General features: G+C 73.3%; 20 protein-coding genes. 4 read left to right on the top strand and 16 right to left on the bottom strand.

Annotated features, from left to right (window positions below; all coding sequences use genetic code 11):
- Nucleotides 1-6: 6 nt before the first annotated feature.
- Complete coding sequence (locus ACIHEI_RS13845; RefSeq protein WP_392949688.1) at nucleotides 7-855, top strand: ECF subfamily RNA polymerase sigma factor, BldN family; 849 nt, start codon at nucleotides 7-9, stop codon at nucleotides 853-855.
- 423 nt (nucleotides 856-1,278) lie between these two features.
- Nucleotides 1,279-2,436, top strand: a complete 1,158-nt coding sequence (locus ACIHEI_RS13840; RefSeq protein WP_396606785.1) for a DUF5667 domain-containing protein — start codon at nucleotides 1,279-1,281, stop codon at nucleotides 2,434-2,436.
- 108 nt (nucleotides 2,437-2,544) lie between these two features.
- Here ACIHEI_RS13840 and ACIHEI_RS13835 read toward each other — a convergent pair whose 3' ends face one another.
- From ACIHEI_RS13835 to ACIHEI_RS13790, 10 genes are all read right to left on the bottom strand, one after another.
- Nucleotides 2,545-3,549 carry a lysophospholipid acyltransferase family protein gene (locus ACIHEI_RS13835; RefSeq protein ID WP_396606784.1) on the bottom strand — a complete coding sequence of 335 codons (1,005 nt, stop codon included), beginning with the start codon at nucleotides 3,547-3,549 and terminating at the stop codon, nucleotides 2,545-2,547.
- A complete protein-coding gene (locus tag ACIHEI_RS13830; RefSeq protein ID WP_387644160.1) occupies nucleotides 3,546-4,601 on the bottom strand; it encodes an NAD-dependent epimerase/dehydratase family protein in 1,056 nt (351 codons plus the stop codon). The genes ACIHEI_RS13835 and ACIHEI_RS13830 overlap by 4 nt, the downstream gene beginning before the upstream one ends.
- Nucleotides 4,602-4,811: 210 nt before the next feature.
- Entirely contained in the window at nucleotides 4,812-4,910 is a 99-nt protein-coding gene (locus ACIHEI_RS13825; RefSeq protein WP_003948845.1) for a 30S ribosomal protein bS22, read from the bottom strand.
- Between the two features lie 123 nt (nucleotides 4,911-5,033).
- Nucleotides 5,034-5,237: a helix-turn-helix domain-containing protein gene (locus tag ACIHEI_RS13820; RefSeq protein WP_035863710.1), complete on the bottom strand. Its 204-nt coding sequence runs from the start codon at nucleotides 5,235-5,237 to the stop codon at nucleotides 5,034-5,036.
- Nucleotides 5,238-5,354: 117 nt separating this feature from the next.
- Nucleotides 5,355-6,203 carry a phosphatase gene (locus ACIHEI_RS13815; protein WP_396606783.1) on the bottom strand — a complete coding sequence of 283 codons (849 nt, stop codon included), beginning with the start codon at nucleotides 6,201-6,203 and terminating at the stop codon, nucleotides 5,355-5,357.
- Nucleotides 6,200-7,384 (bottom strand): acetoin utilization protein AcuC, encoded by a 1,185-nt coding sequence (locus ACIHEI_RS13810; protein ID WP_396606782.1) that lies wholly within the window; start codon nucleotides 7,382-7,384, stop codon nucleotides 6,200-6,202. Before ACIHEI_RS13810 ends, ACIHEI_RS13815 begins: the two co-directional genes overlap by 4 nt.
- Before the next feature lie 124 nt (nucleotides 7,385-7,508).
- Complete coding sequence (locus ACIHEI_RS13805; protein WP_396606781.1) at nucleotides 7,509-8,774, bottom strand: MFS transporter; 1,266 nt, start codon at nucleotides 8,772-8,774, stop codon at nucleotides 7,509-7,511.
- A 97-nt stretch (nucleotides 8,775-8,871) separates the two neighbouring features.
- Entirely contained in the window at nucleotides 8,872-9,522 is a 651-nt protein-coding gene (locus tag ACIHEI_RS13800) for an HAD family hydrolase (protein WP_387644150.1), read from the bottom strand.
- An 11-nt stretch (nucleotides 9,523-9,533) separates the two neighbouring features.
- A complete protein-coding gene (gene proC, locus ACIHEI_RS13795) occupies nucleotides 9,534-10,361 on the bottom strand; it encodes a pyrroline-5-carboxylate reductase (protein WP_387644147.1) in 828 nt (275 codons plus the stop codon).
- Between the two features lie 88 nt (nucleotides 10,362-10,449).
- Nucleotides 10,450-11,076 carry a DUF6461 domain-containing protein gene (locus ACIHEI_RS13790; RefSeq protein WP_396606780.1) on the bottom strand — a complete coding sequence of 209 codons (627 nt, stop codon included), beginning with the start codon at nucleotides 11,074-11,076 and terminating at the stop codon, nucleotides 10,450-10,452.
- A gap of 144 nt (nucleotides 11,077-11,220) precedes the next feature.
- On the opposite strand from ACIHEI_RS13790, the gene ACIHEI_RS13785 reads away from it, so the two are divergent.
- Both ACIHEI_RS13785 and ACIHEI_RS13780 read left to right on the top strand, forming a co-directional pair.
- The gene (locus ACIHEI_RS13785) at nucleotides 11,221-11,649 is read left to right on the top strand and encodes a hypothetical protein (RefSeq protein WP_396606779.1); all 429 of its coding nucleotides are present in this window, start codon (nucleotides 11,221-11,223) and stop codon (nucleotides 11,647-11,649) included.
- 55 nt (nucleotides 11,650-11,704) lie between these two features.
- Entirely contained in the window at nucleotides 11,705-12,805 is a 1,101-nt protein-coding gene (locus ACIHEI_RS13780; RefSeq protein WP_396606778.1) for a hypothetical protein, read from the top strand.
- Between the two features lie 7 nt (nucleotides 12,806-12,812).
- Here the strand turns inward: ACIHEI_RS13780 and ACIHEI_RS13775 are convergent, their stop codons facing one another.
- From ACIHEI_RS13775 to ACIHEI_RS13750, 6 genes are all read right to left on the bottom strand, one after another.
- Complete coding sequence (locus ACIHEI_RS13775; protein WP_396606777.1) at nucleotides 12,813-13,310, bottom strand: hypothetical protein; 498 nt, start codon at nucleotides 13,308-13,310, stop codon at nucleotides 12,813-12,815.
- Between the two features lie 47 nt (nucleotides 13,311-13,357).
- Complete coding sequence (gene ilvD / locus ACIHEI_RS13770; protein WP_396606776.1) at nucleotides 13,358-15,202, bottom strand: dihydroxy-acid dehydratase; 1,845 nt, start codon at nucleotides 15,200-15,202, stop codon at nucleotides 13,358-13,360.
- A 118-nt stretch (nucleotides 15,203-15,320) separates the two neighbouring features.
- Entirely contained in the window at nucleotides 15,321-16,076 is a 756-nt protein-coding gene (locus ACIHEI_RS13765) for a class I SAM-dependent methyltransferase (protein ID WP_396606775.1), read from the bottom strand.
- A gap of 14 nt (nucleotides 16,077-16,090) precedes the next feature.
- The gene (locus ACIHEI_RS13760) at nucleotides 16,091-16,489 is read right to left on the bottom strand and encodes a VOC family protein (protein ID WP_396606774.1); all 399 of its coding nucleotides are present in this window, start codon (nucleotides 16,487-16,489) and stop codon (nucleotides 16,091-16,093) included.
- Nucleotides 16,490-16,578: 89 nt separating this feature from the next.
- Nucleotides 16,579-17,382: a sugar phosphate isomerase/epimerase family protein gene (locus ACIHEI_RS13755; protein ID WP_396606960.1), complete on the bottom strand. Its 804-nt coding sequence runs from the start codon at nucleotides 17,380-17,382 to the stop codon at nucleotides 16,579-16,581.
- Between the two features lie 217 nt (nucleotides 17,383-17,599).
- Nucleotides 17,600-20,509: a hypothetical protein gene (locus ACIHEI_RS13750; protein ID WP_396606773.1), complete on the bottom strand. Its 2,910-nt coding sequence runs from the start codon at nucleotides 20,507-20,509 to the stop codon at nucleotides 17,600-17,602.
- Nucleotides 20,510-20,623: the final 114 nt, after the last annotated feature.

Below are 20,623 nucleotides of genomic sequence, written 5' to 3'. Positions count from 1 at the left end.
AGTCCCGTGTACCCACCCGTCCGGAACGACGCGCCAGCCACCTCCCGCCCGTCGAGCGCCGGCCTCCGCCGCAGTGTGCGCCTGGAGCGACTGTGGGCCGCGATCCGCGAGTTCGAACTGCTGGTGCCCCAACCCGCGGTGGCCGGCCCCGCGTTCACCACGCCCGCCCCCGCCGCGTTCGCCGCGCCACTGCTGCGCTCCACCGCCGCCGGCAGCCCCGCCGCCGCCCCGCGCAGCCGGACCGTGCCCTCCCCCGGCACCCGCGGCCGCACCCGCACCGCGCCCGCCGGCCCCGGCTACGACACCGAGCACAACCCCGTCGTCGATCTGGTCGAACGTGCCCAGAACGGCGAGAGCGAGGCCTTCGGGCGGCTCTACGACCACTACGCCGACACCGTCTACCGGTACATCTACTACCGGGTCGGCAGCCGGGCCACCGCCGAGGACCTCACCAGCGAGACCTTCCTGCGCGCGCTGCGCCGGATCGGCACCTTCACCTGGCAGGGCCGCGACTTCGGGGCCTGGCTGGTCACCATCGCCCGCAACCTGGTGGCCGACCACTTCAAGTCCAGCCGGTTCCGGCTGGAGGTCACCACCGGCGAGATGCTCGACTCCAACGAGTGCGAGCGCAGCCCCGAGGAGTCGGTGCTGGAGTCGCTCTCCAACGCCGCCCTGCTGGACGCGGTGCGGCGGCTCAACCCGCAGCAGCAGGAGTGCGTCACGCTGCGCTTCCTGCAAGGGCTTTCGGTCGCCGAGACGGCCCGGATCATGGGCAAGAACGAGGGCGCCATCAAGACGCTGCAGTACCGGGCGGTGCGCACGCTGGCCCGCCTGCTACCGCCCGACGCCCGGTGATCCGCGGGCCGTGGACGCGACACCCGAGAGACCCCCGACCCGCAGACCCCCGACCCGCAGACCCCGGACCGGCAGACCCTCGCCCGGCAGGCCCCGGCGCGAACGACCTTGCCCGGCGCGCCCGTTGGCGGCGCGCCCGGGCCCGGCGGGCGTGCCGCCGGATCGCCCGGGCCGTGATGCGCCGTCAACCCCGCGCGGGCGCTTGCCCGTCCGGGTGATGGGACGGTCATCTGCTCTGCTTAATACGCCAGGGGGGTCGTGCGTAACCGACTCCCGACACCGCTCGTTGGCCAGCGTGCATCCCGCCACCGGGCCCGCAGTCAAGTGGGATTTCGAGCTGTCACCCGATGGTGTGGTTTCGGCCTGTCGGGACAACCAACCGACGGGCCACGGTGTCGAAAACGACGAAGGGAGGTGTGGCCCGTGACGGCAAATGTGCTGGAGCACCGGCGGGCGAAGTCCTTCGCCGAGGCGCTGGAGGCCCACCAGAGTGACCACCGGAGGAGCGGCGCGCACCGGGCCGGCTCCACCGCCATGACCGAGCTGCTCACCATGGCCGACGCCCTCGGCGCGCTCCCCGCCCCCGGGCTCGCCGCCGAGACGCGGACGGTCCAGCGCGCCCGGCTGATGGCCGCGTTCGAACAGCAGTGGGCCGAAGGCGCCCCCACGGCGGTCCTCCCCGTCCAGCGCGCCAGGCGCACCCGCCGCACCCGGTGGGGCCGCCGCCTGGCCATCGGCGGACTGGTCGCGGGTGTCGCCGTCGGCTCCCTCGGCGGGGTCGCCGCGGCCTCCACCAACGCCCTGCCCGGGGACGCCCTGTACGGCATGAAGCGCGGCCTCGAAGGGCTGCGCCTCGACCTGGCCGACAGCGACTCCGAGCGCGGCGCCCTGCTCCTCCAGCAGGCCTCCACCCGGCTCGACGAGGCGCAGTCGCTGGTCGGCCGCACCGACCCGGGCAACACGCTCAGCCCCGCCACGGTCGACCAGGTCCGCCGCGCCCTCGACGACATGCACGCCGAGGCGCTGCGCGGCCGCGCCCTGCTGCGCGCGGTCTACCGCTCCAACGGCTCGCTCGCCCCGATGCGCCAACTCGCCGGCTTCGCCGGGCAGGACGAGCGCTGGTCGGCCCTGCAGTCCCGGCTGCCGTCCGGCCTGGCCGGTCAGGCCGACAAGGTGGACCGCCTGTTCAGCGACATAAGCGAGGACGTCGCGCCCCTGCGGCTGGTGCAGCCTTCCGGCCAGGGCAGCGACGGCAGCGGAACCACCGGCGGTTCCGGCACGGGGGCCGGCCAGCAGCAGCCGGGCGGCACCACCACGGGCGCCAACGGCGGCACCGGGAACGGCCCGGCCGACGGGTCGTCCGCGCGGGGGGCCACCCCGTCGGCCAGCCCGTCCGCCAAGCCCGGTCTGGGCGATCTGCTGGGCGGCCTCACCGGCTCCGCGCCCTCGCCGACCGCCCCGCCGGCCCAGGGCGGCGCTCCGGCCCCGTCGGCCTCACCGGCCGCGCCCCCGGGAGGCAACCAGGGCCTCAACCTCCCGCCGCTCCTCCCGGGGCTGCTGCCCGGGCTCACCCTCGGCTGAGCCCCGATCGCCCCGCGCCCCGCACCGGGGGCGCGGGGCGATCGGCGAAGCATCGGCCCGCCGGCCCGCCGGCCCGCCGGCCCGCCGGCCCGTCAGCCCGCCGGCCCGTCAGCCGAAGACCGAGCGGCGCTGCACCAGCAGCTTGTACAGCGTGTGCTGGATGGTCTCCCGCACCTGGTCGGTCAGGTTGAACACCAGCATCGGGTCGTCGGCGGCGTCCTTCGGGTAGCTGTCCGTCGGGATCGGCTCGCCGAACTGGATGGTCCACTTGGTCGGCAGCGGGATCGCCCCGAGCGGGCCCAGCCACGGGAAGGTCGGCGTGATCGGCACGTACGGCAGGCCGAGCAGCCGGGCCAGCGTCCGGAAGTTGCCGATCATCGGGTAGGTCTCCTCCGCCCCGACGATCGAGCACGGCACGATCGGCACCCCGGCCCGCAGCGCGGACGCCACGAAGCCGCCGCGGCCGAACCGCTGGAGCTTGTACCGGTCGGCGAACGGCTTGCCGATGCCCTTGAACCCCTCCGGCCAGACCCCGACCACCTCGCCGCGCTCCAGCAGCGTCTGCGCGTCCTCGTTGCAGGCCAGCGTGTGCCCGGCCTTGCGGGCCAGCTCGTTGACCACCGGCAGCACGAACACCAGGTCGGCGGCCAGCATCCGCAGGTGCCGGTCGGCGTGGTCGTGCACCGCGACCTGGGTCATCAGCGCGTCCAGCGGGATGGTGCCGGAGTGGTTGGCGACGATCAGCACGCCGCCCTCGGCGGGGATGTGCTCGGTGCCGCGGACCTCGATCCGGAAGTACTTCTCCGCCAGCGGCCGCAGCATCGCGAGGAACACCTCCTCGGTCAGCTCCCGGTCGAAGCCGAAGTCGTCGACCTCGTAGTCGCCCGTCAACCGGCGGCGCAGGAAGCCGAGTCCGCCGGCGGCGCGCTGTTCCCAGCCCTTGCCGAACAGCTGGGTCGCGGTCGCGCCGAGCCGGCCGGAGAGGGCCGCGCCGACGCTGTCGGCCAGCCGGTCGGCGAGCGCCGGGCGCGGCTCGGGGCCGGACCAGCTCGGCGCGGACTCGATCGGGATGACCTTGGCCGCCGGGTCGGCGGGCTCCCGCGCGGCTGTCATCGCGGCCTCAACTCCTCGGGCTGGGTGGGACGGTGGTCGGCGAGCAGATCGGTGAGCCGGTCGGTGACGGCGGTCAGCCGGGCCGGCGGAAGCGGGCCGGGCACCACGTGTGCGGCGAAGTCGGCGAACGCCTCGGAGGTGGTCCAGCGGGGCGTGAAGCCGAACGTGTCGCGCAGCAGCGCGGTGCTCACCACCCGTCCGTGGGTGAGCAGTTGGAGCTGTTCCTGGGAGAACGCGCGGTCCGCGGGGGCGGTCAGCTGCCGGGCCAGCTGGGCGACCAGGCCGAGCGCGGGCCGCAGCAGCGGCACGGTGGGCCGGCCTAGCCTGCGGGCGCACTGGGAGAGCAGCAGCACGCCGTCGCCCGCCACGTTGTAGGTGCCGGTCGGCGCGTCCAGCGCGGCCATCCGCAGCACCTCCAGCGCGTCGTCCTCGTGGACGAACTGCAGGCGCGGGTCGTGGCCGAGCGCGGTCGGCAGCACCGGCAGCCGGAAGTACGCGGTCAGCGGGGTGTCGCCGTGCGGGCCGAGGATGTTGGCGAACCGCAGCACCGTGACGGCGACGTCGGGGCGGCGGCGGGCGAACCCCCGTACGTAGCCCTCCACTTCGGCGGCGTCCCGGGCGAAGCCGCCGGCCGGCAGCGCCTTCGGCTGCATCCGCTCGCCGAACACCGCCGGGTCGCGCGGCGCGGAGCCGTAGACGGCGGTGGTCGACTTCACCACCAGGCGGCGCACGCCGGGGGCCTTCTGGCAGGCCCCGAGCAGCTGCATGGTGCCGATGACGTTGGTCTCCTTCACCAGCGCCCGGCCGCCGTGGCCGAGCGCGGTGACGTGCAGGTGCACCACGGTGTCGACCTCGTGCTCGGCGATCACCCGGGCGATCGCCGGCCGGCGCAGGTCGACCTGCGCGTACTGGACGCCGGACGGCAGCGCGGCCGGCGGCGGGCCGGCGTCCACTCCCACCACCCGGTCCACGCCCGGCTGTTCGGCGATCTGCCCGGCGAAACGCGCACCGAGCCGGTGCGACACGCCGGTGACGAGCACGACCCTGCCCACGTTGCCGCGACCTCCCATGGCTGCCGTTGCTGCCTTCCCCCTGGGCTGCACCGTACCGCGCCGCGAAGGCGGGAGCGGAAACGCCACTGCCCGCCGCCGGAAATCATCCGGGGACGGGCAGTGGTGCACCTTCGGCGCCAGTTCTTCCTGCGTCGCTGAACGCGTGTGCGGGGTTGACCCCCGCGTGAGCGAGGATGGCGCCGAACGGTGTTACTTCTTGTTGCGACGCTGAACGCGGGTCCTCTTCAGAAGCTTGCGGTGCTTCTTCTTGGCCATACGCTTGCGACGCTTCTTGATGACAGAGCCCACGGAACATTCCTCGCTCACTCGGACCCGCGCCCGTGAGGAACGGGAGTCCATACGACTGACGGAGGGCCTAGCCTACCGTCCACCTCGCGTTTGCCGTAATCGGAGTCCGTCGGCCTTTCCGGACTACGCGCTCTGCAGCCGCACGTAGGACTCCTGAAGGTATTCGTGCACCTTCTGCTCGGGCACCCGGAACGAGCGTCCGACCCTGATGGCCGGAAGTTCGCCGCTGTGCACAAGGCGGTAGACCGTCATCTTCGAGACCCGCATCACCGAGGCGACCTCGGCGACGGTCAGGAAGACCACATCCTGCAGGGGACGCTCGCTCATGACCCTCACCCGACCCTTACCCGTGTGCAAGGCACCGGCTTCCCCTCCGGTGACTCCACCGGCACACGTGTATCCCCAGAGTAGTTATGGGTGGTACGGGTGGGAAGAGGGTGGCCGTCAACTGTTGTACGGTGCGAGATCCGCCCGTTGCAGTACGTAGTCGCTCAGCGCTCTGTAGCAGGACGGGTCCGAACCGTCCTCCAGCGGGACGACCACGGCGACCAGGCCGTCCGCCTCGGCGGCGAACGGGGCGACGTCGTTGCAGTCGGCGACGCCGCCGGCCGGGATGCCGAGGCGGCCGGCGCCGCACAGCCAGCCGTGGTCGCCCAGGACCAGGTCGGGCGGGCGGTGCCCGGCGTCGGCGAGGGCGGTCAGGGCGAGGCGGACGGGCAGCGGGGAGTGCGTGTGGGCGAGCTCGCCCACAGCCGGGCGGCCGGGGCGGCCGGGGCGGTCGGGGCCGTCCAGGGCGCGCATCACCAGCACCCGGTCGACCACGTCGAGGTAACGGGGGCGGTCACCGTCCGGGGTGGGCTCACGGAAGTGCACGCCCCGCGCAGGGGTGTGCACGGGGCAGCCCGCGGCTTCGAGCGCCCTTGCGAGCGCCCCGTGGAAGCCCGCCAGCTTGGTCGGGTGCCCGGTGCCGGCCAGCACGCTGCCGCGGCGGGCGGCGGTGCGGCGCAGCAGCAGGGCGAGGCGGTCCAGGGCGGCGATGGTGAGGTCGGGGTCGATGGTGTCGGGGCCCTCGGTGTACCGGGGGTCGGGGTGCACGCCGACGCGTTCGGCCATCAGGCGCAGCACCGCGTCCGGGTCGCGGCGGGGCTCCGGTTCGAGGCCCATCAGCGCCTTGGGGTCGCCCTGGGCGAAGAGCCGGTAGTGGCGCAGGTTGTTCTGCCGGGGCGTGGGCACGTCCGGGCCGGCCAGCCGGTGCTTCAGCAGGTGGGCGCGGAGATTGTCGCGGGCGGTCACGGGATCAGTCCGTGGTGCGGGAGGACGGCGCGGCGGGTGGCCAGGACGGCCTGGTCGAGGCGGTCGGCGGGGTCGTAGCCGCCGTCGTGGAAGTCCGCCCAGTGCGGGGTGGCGCCGTCGGTCATCCGCAGCGGGGCGGGGCGGCGGGTCAGCCGGTAGACCTCGGCGCGCCAATCCTCGGGGGTTTCGGTGGCCGGATCGACCGGGTTCCCGGCGGCGGTGGCCACCAGGTGGGTCCAGGTGCGGGGCACCACGTCGACCACCGCGTACCCGCCGCCGCCGGTGGCCACCCAGCGGCCGTCCGCGTACTGGTGGGCCAGGCGGTGCACCGACTCGGCCATCAGGCGCTGGGCGTCGACGGTGACGGCCAGATGGGCGAGCGGGTCCTCGATGTGGGTGTCCGCGCCGTGCTGGCTGACGATCACCTGCGGGCGGAACGCGGCCAGCAGGTCCGGGACGACGGCGTGGAAGGCACGCAGCCAGCCTGCGTCACCGGTGCCGGCTGGCAGCGCCAGGTTGGCGGCGGTGCCCTCGGCGTCCGGGCCGCCGGTCTCGGTGGCCCAGCCGGTCTGCGGGAACAGCGTGCTGGGGCTCTCGTGCACCGAGACGGTGAGCACCCGGGGGTCGTTCCAGAACGTCTGCTGCACGCCGTCGCCGTGGTGGACGTCCACGTCGATGTAGGCGACCCGTTCCGCGCCCAGTTCCAGCAGACGGGCGATGGCGAGGGCGGGGTCGTTGTAGATGCAGAACCCGGACGCCTGGCCGGGCATGGCGTGGTGCAGTCCGCCCGCGAAGTTCACGGCGTGCGGGGTCTGTCCGCGCCACACCGCCTCGGCGGCGGCCACCGACTGGCCGGCGATCAGCGCGGAGGCGGTGTGCAGCGCGGGGAACGACCAGTTGTCGTCGGTGCCGAGACCGTGCGCCGGATCGGTGGCGGACGGGTCGGCGGCGGCGCGCTTCACCGCGGCGAGGTAGTCGGCGGTGTGCACCAGGCGGAGCGTGGAGTCACCGGCGGCGGGGGCGGAACGCACCGTCACGGACGGGTGCTTGGTGAGGCCGAGAGATTCGATCAGACGCATCGTCAGGGCTAGCCGGGTCGGGTCCATGGGGTGGCCGGGGCCGAAGTCGTAGCCGGTTTCGTCCTCGTCCCAGAACAGGTGCAGTCCGCAAGTTTCCGCCATGGGGCCACCGTATCGGGGCGGGTCCGGCGGGGGCGCGAGGGTATGGGACGAGGCGCGAATCCTGGGCACCTGCGGGGGCGCGCTCACGTGCAAGTCATTGTCCGTGGCGCGATCTTTCCGCCGGTCAGCTTCCGTTTCGCGCAGTTCCCCGCGCCCCCGGTTTCGCACCCACCTGCGCCCCCGGTTGCGCACCCGCCTGCGCCTCTGTGTGCGCAACCACTTGCTTCGCCGCCGGGGCGAAGTGCGGGGCGAGCGGGATGATCGCGAGGATCAGCAGCATGGGGGCGCCGAAGGCCCAGCGGTAATTGGAGAGTTCGGCGAGGGTGCCGACGAGCGGGGCGCCGATCAGGAAGCCGGCGTAGTTGAAGAGGTTGAGGCGGGCGACGGCGGCGTCGCTCGCGTGCGGGAGGAGACGGCCGCCGGCGGCGAAGACCTGGGGGATGATCGCGCAGATGCCGAAGCCGAGGACGGTGAAGCCGAGGATGCCGGCCGAGGTGCTGGGGGCGGTGGCGGCGAGCAGGAAGCCGGCGCCGGCCAGGCTCGCGCCGGTGCGGACGACGGCGGTCGCGCCGAAGCGCTGGACGGCGCGGTCGCCGACGGCGCGGCCGAGCAGCATGGCGACCATGTAGCCGAGGTAGGAGAGTTTGGCGAGGTCCTCGCGGCTGCCGAGGCCGTCGGTGAGGTACTTGACGCTGTAGTTGGAGACCGAGGCGTCCGCGATGTAGGCGAAGGCCATCGCGGCGCACAGCGGCAGCAGCGGCCGCCAGGGGATGCGGCGGGCGGCGAGTTCGGCGGCTTCCCGGACGGCGTCGCCGAGTTCGGCGGGGCCGGCGAAGTGGCGGCCGACGACGAAGGCGGCGGGTATCAGCAGGGCGGCCGCGCCGCCGAACAGCAGCGGCAGGCCGGCGTCCCAGTGGGCGCCGAGGCCGGCCAGTGCGGCGCCGAGGATGCCGCCGAGGCTGAACGCGGCGTGGAAGCCGATCATGATGCTGCGGCCGTAGCGGTGCTGGAGGCCGACGCCGAGCATGTTCATGGAGGCGTCGAGGGCGCCGACCAGGAGGCCGAACAGGCCGAGGGCGATGGCGAGTTGCCACAGTTGGTTGCCGAGACCGGTGAGCGCGAGGGTGAGGCAGACGGCGGGCTGGACGACGCGCAGCACGCCACGTGCGGTGGTGCGCTTGACCAGTGCCTCGGAGCCGATCGAGCCGATACCGGCCAGGATCGGGACGGCGGCCAGGAAGACCGGCAGCAGGCCGTCGCTGAGGCCGTAGCGCTTCTGGAGTTCGGGGATGCAGGCCACCAGCAGCGCGAAGGTGGTGCCCTGGAGGAAGAACGAGACGGCGAGCGCGGCCCGGGCCTGGCGGAGCCGGGGGGTCGGTTCGGCCTGCATCAAAACCTCGCTCACCACCGACGCTACCGGCCGGTACGAAGGACGTTGGGCCAGAGCGTAGGCGGTGGGCGGCGTCGGCGGGAGGGGTCGCGCGCGATCAGTTCAGAAGATCGACCGCCCCCTGCAGGTCGGCGTAAAGGCCGGTGGCCCCAGCGGAGTTGAGCTTCTCGGGGTCGGTGAGCGCGGCGTACCCGTACACGTCCATTCCGGCGGCGCGGGCGGCGAGGACGCCGTTGGCGCTGTCCTCCAGGACCAGGCAGCGGGCCGGGTCGGCGCCCATGGTGCGGGCGGCGTGCAGGAACAGGTCGGGGGCGGGCTTGCCGATGCCGACGTCCTGGGCGGAGAACAGCAGTTCGTCGGTGAAGTACCCGGACAGGCCGGTGAGGCGGTGCGCGGTGCGGATCCAGGAGTGGTGGGCGGAGGAGGCGACGCAGTAGCGGATGCCGCGTTCCTGGAGGTGCGTCAGGAACTTCTCGGCGCCGCGCACGGGCCGCAGTTCACCGTCGAAGGCGGCGAACACCCGGTCGTGGAACAGGTCGTCGAAGCCCTCGGGGAGGGTGGCCCCGTACCGCTGCGCGATCACGTCGTGGACGTGGTGCGCGGCGGTGCCCATGAAGTCGCGGTAGGAGTCCTCGACGGTGGTGGGGAAGCCGAGTTCGGTGAGGTACTCGGCGAGCACCCGGTTGGATATCGGCTCGCTGTCCACCAGCACGCCGTCATTGTCGAGGATCAGCAGGTCGTAGCTCACGTTGCTCCAGACTACTTTCCGCCGGTGGCGAGTTCCCGGGAGCGGTCCCGGGCGGCCTCCAGGGCGCCGAGCATGGCGGCCCGGACGCCGTGGTTCTCCAGTTCGCGGATGGCGGCGATGGTGGTGCCGGCCGGGGAGGTGACGGCCTCGCGGAGCTTGACGGGGTGCTCGCCGGAGTCGCGGAGCATCACCGAGGCGCCGATCGCGGACTGCACGATCAGCTCGTGCGCGACCTGGCGGGGCAGGCCGAGCAGGATGCCGGCGTCGATCATCGCCTCGACCAGGAAGTAGAAGTAGGCGGGGCCGGAGCCGGACAGCGCGGTGGCGGCGTCCTGCTGGTTCTCGGGGACGCGCAGCGCCTTGCCGACCGAGCGGAAGATCGCCTCGGTGCGCTCCAGGTGGGCCTCGGTGGCGTGCGAGCCGCCGGAGATCACGCTCATGCCCTCGTCCACCAGCACCGGGGTGTTGGGCATGACGCGGACCACGGGGGTGCCGGGGGCGAGGCGCTCCTCGAACCAGGCGGTGGGGATGCCGGCGGCGGCGGAGACGATCAGCTTGTCGGCGGCGACGTGCTCGGCGAGTTCGTCGAGCAGGGTGCCCATGTCCTGCGGCTTGACGGCGAGGATCAGGGTGTCGGCGAGCTTGGCGGCCTCGGCGTTGGTGGCCGTGGCGACGCCGTAGCGGTCGGCGAGTTCGGTGGCGCGCTCGGGGCGGCGGGCGGTGATCATGACGTCGGCCGGGTCGGCGCCGGCCCGCAGCAGGCCGGAGAGCAGGGCTTCGCCGATCTTTCCGGTGCCGAGGAAGGCGATCTTCTGGCCGGCGGTGGTGGTGTTGCTCATGGAGGCCCTCCGTGCGCTGCGGTTCCTGGCCCCCATCCTGCCCCGGAACGCCTCCGCTCCGGGGCAGGCGTCCACCCTGCGGTCGGGATCAGTCGGTGCCCTCTTCGTCCTCGTCGGCCACCACGCCGAGCAGGAACTCGGCGTCGCGGACGGTCTCGTCGGTGATCCGGACGCCGGTGAGCCGCTCGGCCAGCGCGAAGAACGCCGCCTGCTTGCCGGACCCGTCGTAGCCGACCTCGCGCAGCAGCGGTCCGAGGGCCCCCGGGGCGCTGCCGTGGGACCGCTCGGGCCCCTCGAAGCTGGTGAGCACTTCGCCGTCCCGGTAGTGGGTGAACCGCTGCATGGGCTTGCCGGCGTTGCTGTCGTGGGTGACGGTGACGCCGCCCGCGGAGAGCGCCGGCAGGTGGCCGCTGATGCCGACGCCGGAGTCGAGGGCGAGCAGCAGCGTCCAGTCGCCGCCCTCGCCCGGGACGGTGACGGCGGCCGCGGCAAACGAGTCGTCCTGGTAGTCGTCGACCCACTCGCGCAGTTCCTCGTGGCAGTCGAGCAGGTCGTCGAAGCCGTCGCCGAAGCCCTGCGGGACGGCGCCGATCGCCTCGAGCACCTGCTGCGGAGTGCGGCCGCGCACCAGCGTGAGGGAGTATCCGTCCTGGTCGCAGCGCCCGAACCACTGGGAGTGGTCGAGCCAGGCGTAGTCGTTCGCGGTCGGAGTCATCGGGCCAGTCTGCCCGGGCGGACCGACAGGGCGTCACCGGCCGTGTGCCGGTGCGGGTATCGGCCCGTAGGGGGAATCTCAGGGGCCCCGATGCTGGATTCCGGGGCGGCCGAGGAGCACCGTGGAGACATGGGACACGGAGAGTTGTCAGGACGTGAGAACCGCCAGGTCGCCGTCGCCGCCGCGACGCTCGGGCCGTGGCGGACGGCGACGGCGGTGGGTGCGGTGGTCGGCGGCGCCGCACTCGCGGTCGATGTGGTGACTGGGCACTGGGCGATGGACATCCTGGCGGGGCCGGTCGGCCTCGGGCTGTTCTTCTTCTTCCTGGTGGGCACGGTCGGCGGGCGGCTGCGCAAGAGCGGGGACCGGCGGCTGCGGCGCTGGGCGGACGAGCACCCGTGGCAGTCGGTGGTTCCGGCGTCCGCGGCGCTGTGGCTGGCGAACACCGTGAACCTGTGGCTGCTGGGCGACTGGGGCCTGTTCGCGGCGCTGTTCACCTCGCTGCTGCCCGCAGGTCTGCTGCTGGCTGTGGCGGGTGTGGTCGGCTCGGTGAAGGCGGCCCGCAAGGAGTAGCCGTTTCCGGCCCCCGGTGTCGGGCGTGTCGGAGGTGATCGGCATACTTCCGGCCGTGCCGAGAATAGACGGGCCGGGGCCGGACAACGGCGTCCCCGGACAAGAGGGGGACCCCTTCGCGGGGTTGGTGCAGAACGAGCAGCCGGCGAAGAAGCCGCGTCCGGGGCGCAAAGCGCTGCTGGCGTGGCTGGCGGCGATGGCGCTGGTGACGGTGGCGGTGACGCTGAACCACCAGAAGTCGGAGCAGCCGGCGGCCAAGTCCTCGGCGCTGCCGTCGGTGGGTGCGGCGACGGCGGCGCCCAGCAGCGCGCCGCCGAGCCTGGCGCCGGAGACCGCGACGGTGGACCGGCCGTGGGCGGGTTCGCCCGCCGAGGCGTGGCCGGCCGGCCCGGAGGGGCTGAAGCTGCCGGAGGCCACCGCGGTCGGGGTGTTCGACCAGGACCGGGTGGCCAAGGACCTGGAGCTGGCCAAGGCCTACCTGGTGGCGACCAACCTGGATCCGAAGGTGGTGGCGGGCGGGTACCCGCAGGGCGCGCTCGACCTGGCGAACCGGGAGACCGGCGACCGGATGACGTCGGAGCTGTCCCACCCGAGCGAGGAGCGCGACCCGGCGAACTGGGTGAGCCGCTTCGACCCGGACTGGGCGGTGCCGGTGACCGACCAGGTGAAGGTGCAGGGCCTGATCACCTTCGAGGGCGACGGCGAGCAGGGCCTGCTGGTGCACGCCGACGTCACCTTCGTCTACGCGCTCAAGCCGGGCCCGAAGGTCGGCCAGGCCTCGCCGTCGGCGCAGCCCTCGGGCCGCGGCACCGGGGCGCAGCCGTCCGGCAGCGCGGGTGCGAAGGCGGTGGGCTTCGTCCGGGCCGAGCCGGGTGGGGTCGAGGTGGAGCGGGAGATCGTCCGCCGCAAGATCGACTTCCGGTTCGCCGACCCGGCGCGCTTCCAGGTGAAGAAGGACAAGGTGTCGCTGGTCAGTTGGAGCAGCGAGCGCGCCAACACGTTGTGCACCTTCGGCGGCGGCTACCTGCGGCCCGCCTTCCGGGCTGACCGGGGCGCCGCGAGCGCCTCGCCCGGGGCCGGGCCGACCAGCGACCCGTACGACTGGAGCAAGCCGCTGAACAGCGACGGCAAGTGTGGTACCGCCAGCCGTAGTTGACGGAATCTCAGGCCCGCCGCCGGGCCGCCTTGCGGGCGTCGCGCTCCGCACGGGCGGCCCGGCGGCGCTGCCAGGTGGCGGTCTGCTGGTCGTGGACGGCCCGCCGCAGGCCCTCGCCGGGGGCCTCGACCAGGCTGCGCAGGAAGTAGACGGCGAGCGAGCCGGTGAAGCCGACCAGCCAGACGCCGGCCAGTGATTTGTCCTCGGCCATCCAGCCGGTGAGCGATTCGCGGCCCTCGGTGAGGATCTTCCAGGTGCGCAGGCCCGCCAGCGCGGTGCAGATGCCGATGGCGAGCGTCAGCAGCACCGTGAGCGGGGCGGCGCCGGAGATCCGGACGCCGGAGACGCCCAGGCGCAGCAGCAGCGCCCCGGCGGTGGTGGCCGCCAGGGCGCCGAGCGGCACCAGGACGCGGCGCAGCCAGTAGGCGGCGCCGCGGTCGACCCAGGTGGTGCCGAAGAAGCGGATCGGTTCGGGGGCCGGCGCGTCCTCAGTGGTGGTCCTCACGGGCCCGATTATCGCCACGTCGAACTACCCGCCCCGGGCGGCGCGCCTCAGCCGAGCTTGCTGACGTCCCGGACGGCACCCTTGTCGGCGGAGGTGGCCATCGCCGCGTACGCCTTGAGGGCGGCCGAGACCTGACGGTCGCGGGACTTCGGGCGGTAGCCGCCCGCCGCCTCCAGCTTGAGCCGGCGCTCGTGCAGGTCCTCGAAGGAGACGTCGAGGTTGATGGTGCGGGCCGGGATGTCGATGGTGATCGGGTCGCCGTCCTCGACCAGGGCGATGGCACCCCCGGACGCCGCCTCCGGGGAGATGTGGCCGATGGACAGGCCGGAGGTGCCGCCGGAGAACCGGCCGTCGGTGATCAGCGCGCAGGCCTTGCCGAGGCCGCGGCCCTTCAGGAAGGACGTCGGGTAGAGCATCTCCTGCATGCCCGGGCCGCCCTTGGGGCCCTCGTAGCGGATGACCACCACGTCGCCCTCGGTGACCTGCTTGGCGAGGATCTTCTCGACGGCCTCGTCCTGGGACTCGCAGACCACGGCCTTGCCCTGGAAGCGCCAGATCGACTCGTCCACGCCGGCGGTCTTCACCACGCAGCCGTCCTCGGCGATGTTGCCGTACAGCACGGCCAGGCCGCCCTCGACCGAGTAGGCGTGCTCGACGCTGCGGATGCAGCCGCCGGCCGCGTCGGTGTCCAGGGTGTCCCAGCGCTCGGACTGGCTGAACGCCTCGGCGGAGCGGACGCAGCCCGGGGCGGCGTGCCACAGTTCGACGGCCTGCTCGGAGGGCGAGCCGCCGCGCACGTCCCAGGTCTTCAGCCACTCGGCGATCGAGTCGGAGTGCACGGTGTGCACCTCCTCGTTGAGCAGCCCGCCGCGGTACAGCTCGCCGAGGATGGCGGGGATGCCGCCGGCCCGGTGCACGTCCTCCATGTAGTACTTGCCGTTCGGGGCGACCTTGGACAGGCACGGCACCTTGCGCGAGATGGCGTCGATGGCCCGCATGTCGAAGTCGACCTCGGCCTCCTGGGCGGCGGCCAGCAGGTGCAGGATCGTGTTGGTGGAGCCGCCCATCGCGATGTCCAGCGCCATGGCGTTCTCGAACGCGGCGCGGGTGGCGATGTTGCGCGGCAGGACGGAGGCGTCGTCGCCGCCGTAGTAGCGGTTGGCGATGTCCACGACGGTGCGGCCGGCCTGCTCGTACAGCGCGCGGCGGGCGGTGTGGGTGGCCAGCACCGAGCCGTTGCCCGGGAGCGACAGGCCGATCGCCTCGGTCAGGCAGTTCATCGAGTTGGCGGTGAACATGCCGGAGCAGGAGCCGCAGGTCGGGCAGGCGTTCTCCTCGATGATCGAGATGTCCGCGTCGGAGACGTTCTCGTTCACCGCCTGGGAGATCGCGTCCACCAGGTCCAGCTTGCGGACGGTGCCGTCCACCAGGGTGGCCTGGCCGGCCTCCATCGGGCCGCCGGAGACGAACACGGTGGGGATGTTGAGGCGCAGCGCGGCCATCAGCATGCCGGGGGTGATCTTGTCGCAGTTGGAGATGCAGATCAGCGCGTCCGCGCAGTGCGCGTTGACCATGTACTCGACCGAGTCGGCGATCAGGTCGCGGGACGGCAGCGAGTAGAGCATGCCGTTGTGGCCCATGGCGATGCCGTCGTCCACCGCGATGGTGTTGAACTCGCGCGGGATGCCGCCCGCCTGCTTGATCGCCTCGGAGACGATCCGGCCGACCGGCTGCAGGTGGGTGTGGCCGGGGACGAACTCGGTGAAGGAGTTGGCGACCGCGATGATCGGCTTGCCGAAGTCCTCGCGGGCTACGCCCGCGGCGCGCAGAAGGGCGCGCGCGCCCGCCATGTTGCGACCTTGGGTGACCGTGTTGGACCTCAGCTGGGGCATCGGAGCCGCTCCTTCGGGACATTTCGGGGGTCCGTCGAGCCTACGCCCGCGCCGACCGGAACCGGACCAGGTGTCCGCGATGCGGTCAGCGCGGGCGGCTGCCGGTGCCGGACAGGCCCTAAGGCTTCGGGGCGACGAACAGCTCCAGCCGGTACGGCTCGACCAGCTGCCCGTCCGGGAACTCGGCGAGCAGCGCCTCCCGTTCGGCGGCCAGGATCGGGGCCCGCAGCTCCGGGTCCAGCACCGCGACGTACGAGCGGGAGGTCAGGTCGGTGATCAGCTGGTCGACCGTCACCTGCCGTTCCCAGCGCACCGTGGCCTCGCGGACCTCCAGGCCGGCCTCGGTCAACTTCTCGTGCCCGGCGATCACCCCGCCGTAGTAGTGGTAGCCGGGCAGGGCGGCCGCCATCCGCTCCTGGTGGGCGGCCAGCCAGGGCGTCTCGTAGTCCTTGATGTTCCACCACACCGCCAGCGCCCCGCCCGGGCGCAGCACCCGCAACGCCTCCGGGATGGACCGCTCGGGATCGGTCCAGTGGAACGCCTGCGCGTAGGTGACGAGGTCCACCGAGGCGTCGTGGAACGGCAGTTCGTCGCCGCCGGCCTTCACCACCGGCAGTCCGGGACTGACCTCGCGGAGCACCGCGGCCATGCCGTCGCTGGGTTCCACCGCGACCACCCGGGCACCGCGGCCGGCCAGCAGCCGGGTGGCGATGCCCGTGCCGGCGCCGACGTCCAGGACGTCCGCGCCCTTCAGTGGGCGGCCGGACAGCCGCTCCAGCTCGTCAAGCAGCTCGTCCGGGTAGGACGGCCGGGCCGCGTTGTACTCGGCGGCGACCGCGCCGAAGGAGTTCGCGTGGGCCTGCTTGTCAGTCATCGATTCGTCTCCCGTCATTCCCAGGTGCGCGAGCACAGCACCAGGCCGTACCCGTCCGGATCCAGCACCGTCACCCCGAACTCGTCCCAGTACGGGTTGTGCGCGGGCACCCGGCGGCCGCCCGCCGCGACCAGGCGCTCGACCAGCGCCTCGTCGACGGGCTCGCCCAGGTACAGCACGAACAGGTCCTCGACCGTCGGGGCCGGCGCGACCGGGCGCTCCGGGTCGAGGGCCAGCTCGAAGTGCCAGGTGCCGCCCGGGAATCCGACCATCAGCAGGTCGTGCTGCCCGGACACCCGCACGGTGCTGCGCCACAGCACGGACAGGCCGAGGCCCTCGACGTAGAAGCGTTCGGCGGCCGCCAGGTCCAGGGACGGGCGGGCCAGCCGGACGTGGGTGCCGGGGCCGATCACGCCGGGACCGCCGTTCGGTGGTTGATCATGCTGGCGACTCTAGGCGCGGGCCCGCCGGGCTGTCCGGTGATCCGTGAACTGACAATCCGTCACATCATGGGCCGGACCGCCGCCAGGTGCAGCCGGGTGAAGGCCAGCGCCTCCGCCAGGTCGGCCTCCCGGTCGGCCGGGGAGCCGGACTTGCGGGTGTTGACCTCCAGCACCACGTGCCCGTCGAAGCCGGTCCGGGCCAGCCGCTCCAGCAGCTCCGCGCACGGCTGCTTGCCGCGCCCCGGGATCAGGTGCTCGTCCTTGCCGGACCCGGACCCGTCCGCCAGGTGCACGTGCGCCAGCCGGTCCCCCATCCGGGCGGCCAGTTCCAGCGCGTCCACCCGCGAGGTCGCCGCGTGGGACAGGTCGACGGTGAAGTGCCGGTACTCCTCGTCGGTGACGTCCCAGCCGGGCGCGTACGCCAGCATCTCGCGGTCCCGGTAGCGCCACGGGTACATGTTCTCCACCGCGAACCGGACCGGCGTCTCCCCCGCCATCCGGTCGATGCCCGCCACGAACTCCCTGGCGTACTGCCGCTGCCAGCGGAACGGCGGGTGCACCACCACGGTGTCCGCGCCCAGCCGCTCGGCCGCCTTCCGGGCCCGCACCAGCTTGGTCCACGGGTCGGTGCTCCAGACCCGCTGGGTGATCAGCAGGCACGGGGCGTGCACCGCGAGGATCGGCACCTCGTAGGTGTCGGAGAGCCGCCGCAGCGCCTCCACGTCCTGGCTCACCGGGTCGTTCCAGACCATCACCTCGACGCCGTCGTAGCCCAGCCGGGAGGCCAGCTCGAACGCCGTCTCGGTGGTCGACGGGTACACGGACGCCGTCGACAGCGCCACCTTGGTGTCCGGCACGTGCAGCGCCGGGTGCGGCGGCAGCACCAGCCGGTCCGTGGTGCGCAGCAGCGGCGGCCGCTCCAGCTTCCGCCGCGCCGCACGGGCGGCCCGCGCCGCCTTCAACGGCAGGGGGCCGCGCCTCGGCTTTCGCTGATCCGCTGAATCCGCCACGCGAACCAGGTTAAGCGCAACGCGCGGCCCCGTCGGGATGCCGATCAGTGTGCGATGCGGCACCCGGGAGTCAGGCGATCACCTTCAGCGCCTTGGGCAGGTAGCCGGGCGAGGGGACTCCGCGCTGGTAGGGGGCGCCCTGGATCACCAGGTCGTAGGTGCCCACGCAGCCACTGGCCAGGTCGACCTGGATGACCAGCTCGGTGCCGTCCGCGTTCACCCGCAGCGGGCGCCACCTCAGCACCGTGCACCAGCCGGGAAAGTCTCCGACGGACAGCTGCATCTGCGTGTTGAGGCTGAGCCCGGTGCCGTGGACGGTCACCTCGGGGGAGCCGCCGAAGTGCAGTTCGGCCGGGGTGACCGACTCCGGGAGGCCGGAGCGTGCGGTGCCGGTGCCGGGCCTGGCCCCCTGCAGCGTGTAGGGCAGCGGGAGGTGCGCGTGGCCCGGGCTGAACAGCAGCACGGCGTGCCCGGTGGTGGTGCCGCTGTACGTGCACACGGTGTTGAGGCCGGTGACCGCGCTGTCCTGGGTGCACTTGTAGGCGGTGTCGCCGTCGGCCCAGTTCTCCCGGCCGGCGACGGTCAGCCGCGCCCAGGTGCTGTAGTCGTCGGTGACGGAGGCGACGTCCACCTTCTGGCCCGGGCGCATCTCCAGTACCGCGCAGTACAGCGGGGCGTCGGAGGTCAGCACCCCGCTGCGCTGGTCGAAGCCGTCGGCCGAGACCGGGTGGGCGGCGCACTCGGGTGCCCAGCCGGCCGCGGTGGCCAGCCGCCAGACGTCCAGCCCGCCGGGCGCGGCGGCCCGGCCGAGCGGGTCCGGGGCGGCCACCACCGCGAGGTAGCGGGTCGAGCCGGTGACCCGGCAGTCGGCGCCCCAGCCGCTGCACAGCGTCCTGCCGTCGGCGTCCAGCACGGTGACCCCGGCGGACACCTGGCTGGTGTTGGTGTGGGTGCTCGCCTGCAGCAGGTCGGTGGCGGCCGCGTCGAAGGCGGTGCAGTGCGCGTCGACGGTGCTGTCGAAGGTGAAGCCGGTGGACGGGCCGCCGACCTGGCCCGTGGCGGCGGGCAGGTCGCAGGCGGCGGACGGGGTGGCGTCGCGGCGGACCAGCGTGTAGTCGCCCAGGGCGCGGCCGTAGGTCAGCACGGCGGTGTAGGCCTTGCCGACGGGCGGTCGGCAGGTGCCCTCACCGCCGACGACGACCTGGCAGAACTCCTCACCGGACGGGCCGACCAGGTGGAGGGCGGCACCGACCTGGGTCCCCGGCAGCCGGAAGCCGACCAGTTCGGTGGCGGGGTGGTCGGCCGGGACGGCGAAGCAGCTCTCCAGCGCCCCGTCGGCCGGCTTCCCGGACAGGCCGGTGCGCAGGCCGCTGCCGGTGCCGTACTCTGCGGCGCCCCAGGGGGTGCAGCCGGCGGTCTCGTCGACCCGCTGGACCAGCAGCCGGTAGTCGAACGGGCCCTGGGCATCCGCCACCAGCCGGAACGGGGCGGTGCCGGTCAGCCGGCACACCTGGTAGGTGTCGTTGACGGTGAAGCCGTGGCACTGCTCGGCGCCGGTGGCGTCCAGCACCCGGTAGCGCGCCGTCCCGCCGTTGGCCGTCCCGTTCAGCACGTACACGGCCCGGCCGGACGCGGTCGGCAGGGTGCGGCAGAGGTCGTGTCCGGCCGAGCCGAAGTTCTCGACGGGCGCGCCCGACGCCATCTGGTCGTCCCGGCCGGCGGTGCAGCCGCGGGTCTCGGTGGCCGAGCGGAGGACCATCCCGTACGGGGTCGCACTGGTGCTCGGCGGAGGCGTGAACAGGTAGTCGCCGGCGGTCAGGTCGCAGTCCCCGGACGGGCAGAGCGTGCTGAGGTCGGACCGGTACAGGGTGCCGCCCGTGGGGCCGCTCTCGCGGGTCCCGCGGAACATGTAGTGGCCGTCGGCGGGCACCCGCAGGATCCGGCAGCGGGTGGTGTCCGTCAGGTCGGGGGCCACCCCGTACGTCTGCGGCTCGACCACCGCGCAGCCCTCCGGCCGCGACAGCCGCGACATGGCCATCTTGTAGGCATGCGTGCTGGGCTCGCCGGGGGTGGTGGACTCGTACCCGTACTGGACGACCAGCCGGTAGGGGGCGGTGCCGGCCAGCCGGCAGTCGGGCCCGGACACCTGCGGGCTGCCGGGGGCGCACACGTCCCGGCCGGTGGCGTCGAACACGCTCTGGCTCAGGTTGCTGCCGAGCTGCCGCACCACATCGCCGGTGGCGAAGTCGGTCGTCCAGCAGTCACCCGCCATGCCCGACGGCACGGTGCCGGAGTAGACGGTGGGATCGCCCAGCGAACTGTCCTTGCCGCGCATGGCCACGCACTTGTCGGTGGAGAACACCGGCAGGTACGACAGCGCGATGGGCAGGACCCACGAGCCGGGGTTGACCAGCCGCAGCGTGTACGTGCCGGCCTTGCCGGTGACGCACCGCACCGGCCCGAAGGTGTAGCTCTCGGGCTTGATGTCGCACGTCACCTGCTCGCCGTCCGGGCCGAACAGCCGCGGCACCAGGCCGTACTGCGTGCTGGCCACCTGGACGATCACCATGTCCCGGTCCGCCGTCACGTAGAACTTGAACTCTGTCGGTGCGTTCGGAGCGGCACCGCAGTACACCAGCACCTGGGGCGCCAGCCCGGTCGGGCACGGGCCGGTCGAACCGGGCGACCCGGTGGGATACGAGACCGGACGCGGCGGCCGGCTCGGCGTGGGAACGCCGGACGCCAACAGGCCCTGGGGGGAGGACGGGGTCGCGCCGTCGCCGGCCTGGACCGGCCCGCCGCCGTTACCGGTGTTGCCCACGCCGCCGGGCGGCGGCGCCGGGACGGCGGACAGTGGTGCGGAGACCGGAGCGGCCCCGGCCGCGACCGGCTGCGGGCCGTTGCCCGGCAGCAGCATGGCCATCGACACCAGCACGGCGACCACCGGAAGCCTGCCGATCACGGCTGTCCAGCGGGTCACTCTTCGGCGGTCGGCAAGAAACGGCACGGACATCGCGATCCCCCCAGCGAACGATCCCCTGAAACCACCGGGATCCTAGCCGCTCGCACACGAATCCCCCAGGGGAAAAGGCGA

The sequence above is a fragment of the Kitasatospora sp. NPDC051984 genome, assembly GCF_044593455.1.
Classification (GTDB): Bacteria; Actinomycetota; Actinomycetes; order Streptomycetales; family Streptomycetaceae; genus Kitasatospora.
The sequence above is the reverse complement of the archived record's forward strand: the minus strand, read 5'-3'. Positions and strand labels throughout refer to the sequence as shown.

Bases quoted from the DNA above. Each gene is read 5' to 3' on its own strand.
- ACIHEI_RS13820 (WP_035863710.1), bottom strand. From the start codon at position 5,237: ATGAGCGAGCGTCCCCTGCAGGATGTGGTCTTCCTGACCGTCGCCGAG.
- ACIHEI_RS13805 (WP_396606781.1), bottom strand. From the start codon at position 8,774: ATGCAGGCCGAACCGACCCCCCGGCTCCGCCAGGCCCGGGCCGCGCTC.
- proC (WP_387644147.1), bottom strand. From the start codon at position 10,361: ATGAGCAACACCACCACCGCCGGCCAGAAGATCGCCTTCCTCGGCACC.
- ilvD (WP_396606776.1), bottom strand. From the start codon at position 15,202: ATGCCCCAGCTGAGGTCCAACACGGTCACCCAAGGTCGCAACATGGCG.
- ACIHEI_RS13835 (WP_396606784.1), bottom strand. From the start codon at position 3,549: ATGACAGCCGCGCGGGAGCCCGCCGACCCGGCGGCCAAGGTCATCCCG.
- ACIHEI_RS13765 (WP_396606775.1), bottom strand. From the start codon at position 16,076: ATGACTGACAAGCAGGCCCACGCGAACTCCTTCGGCGCGGTCGCCGCC.
- ACIHEI_RS13790 (WP_396606780.1), bottom strand. From the start codon at position 11,076: ATGACTCCGACCGCGAACGACTACGCCTGGCTCGACCACTCCCAGTGG.
- ACIHEI_RS13810 (WP_396606782.1), bottom strand. From the start codon at position 7,384: ATGGCGGAAACTTGCGGACTGCACCTGTTCTGGGACGAGGACGAAACC.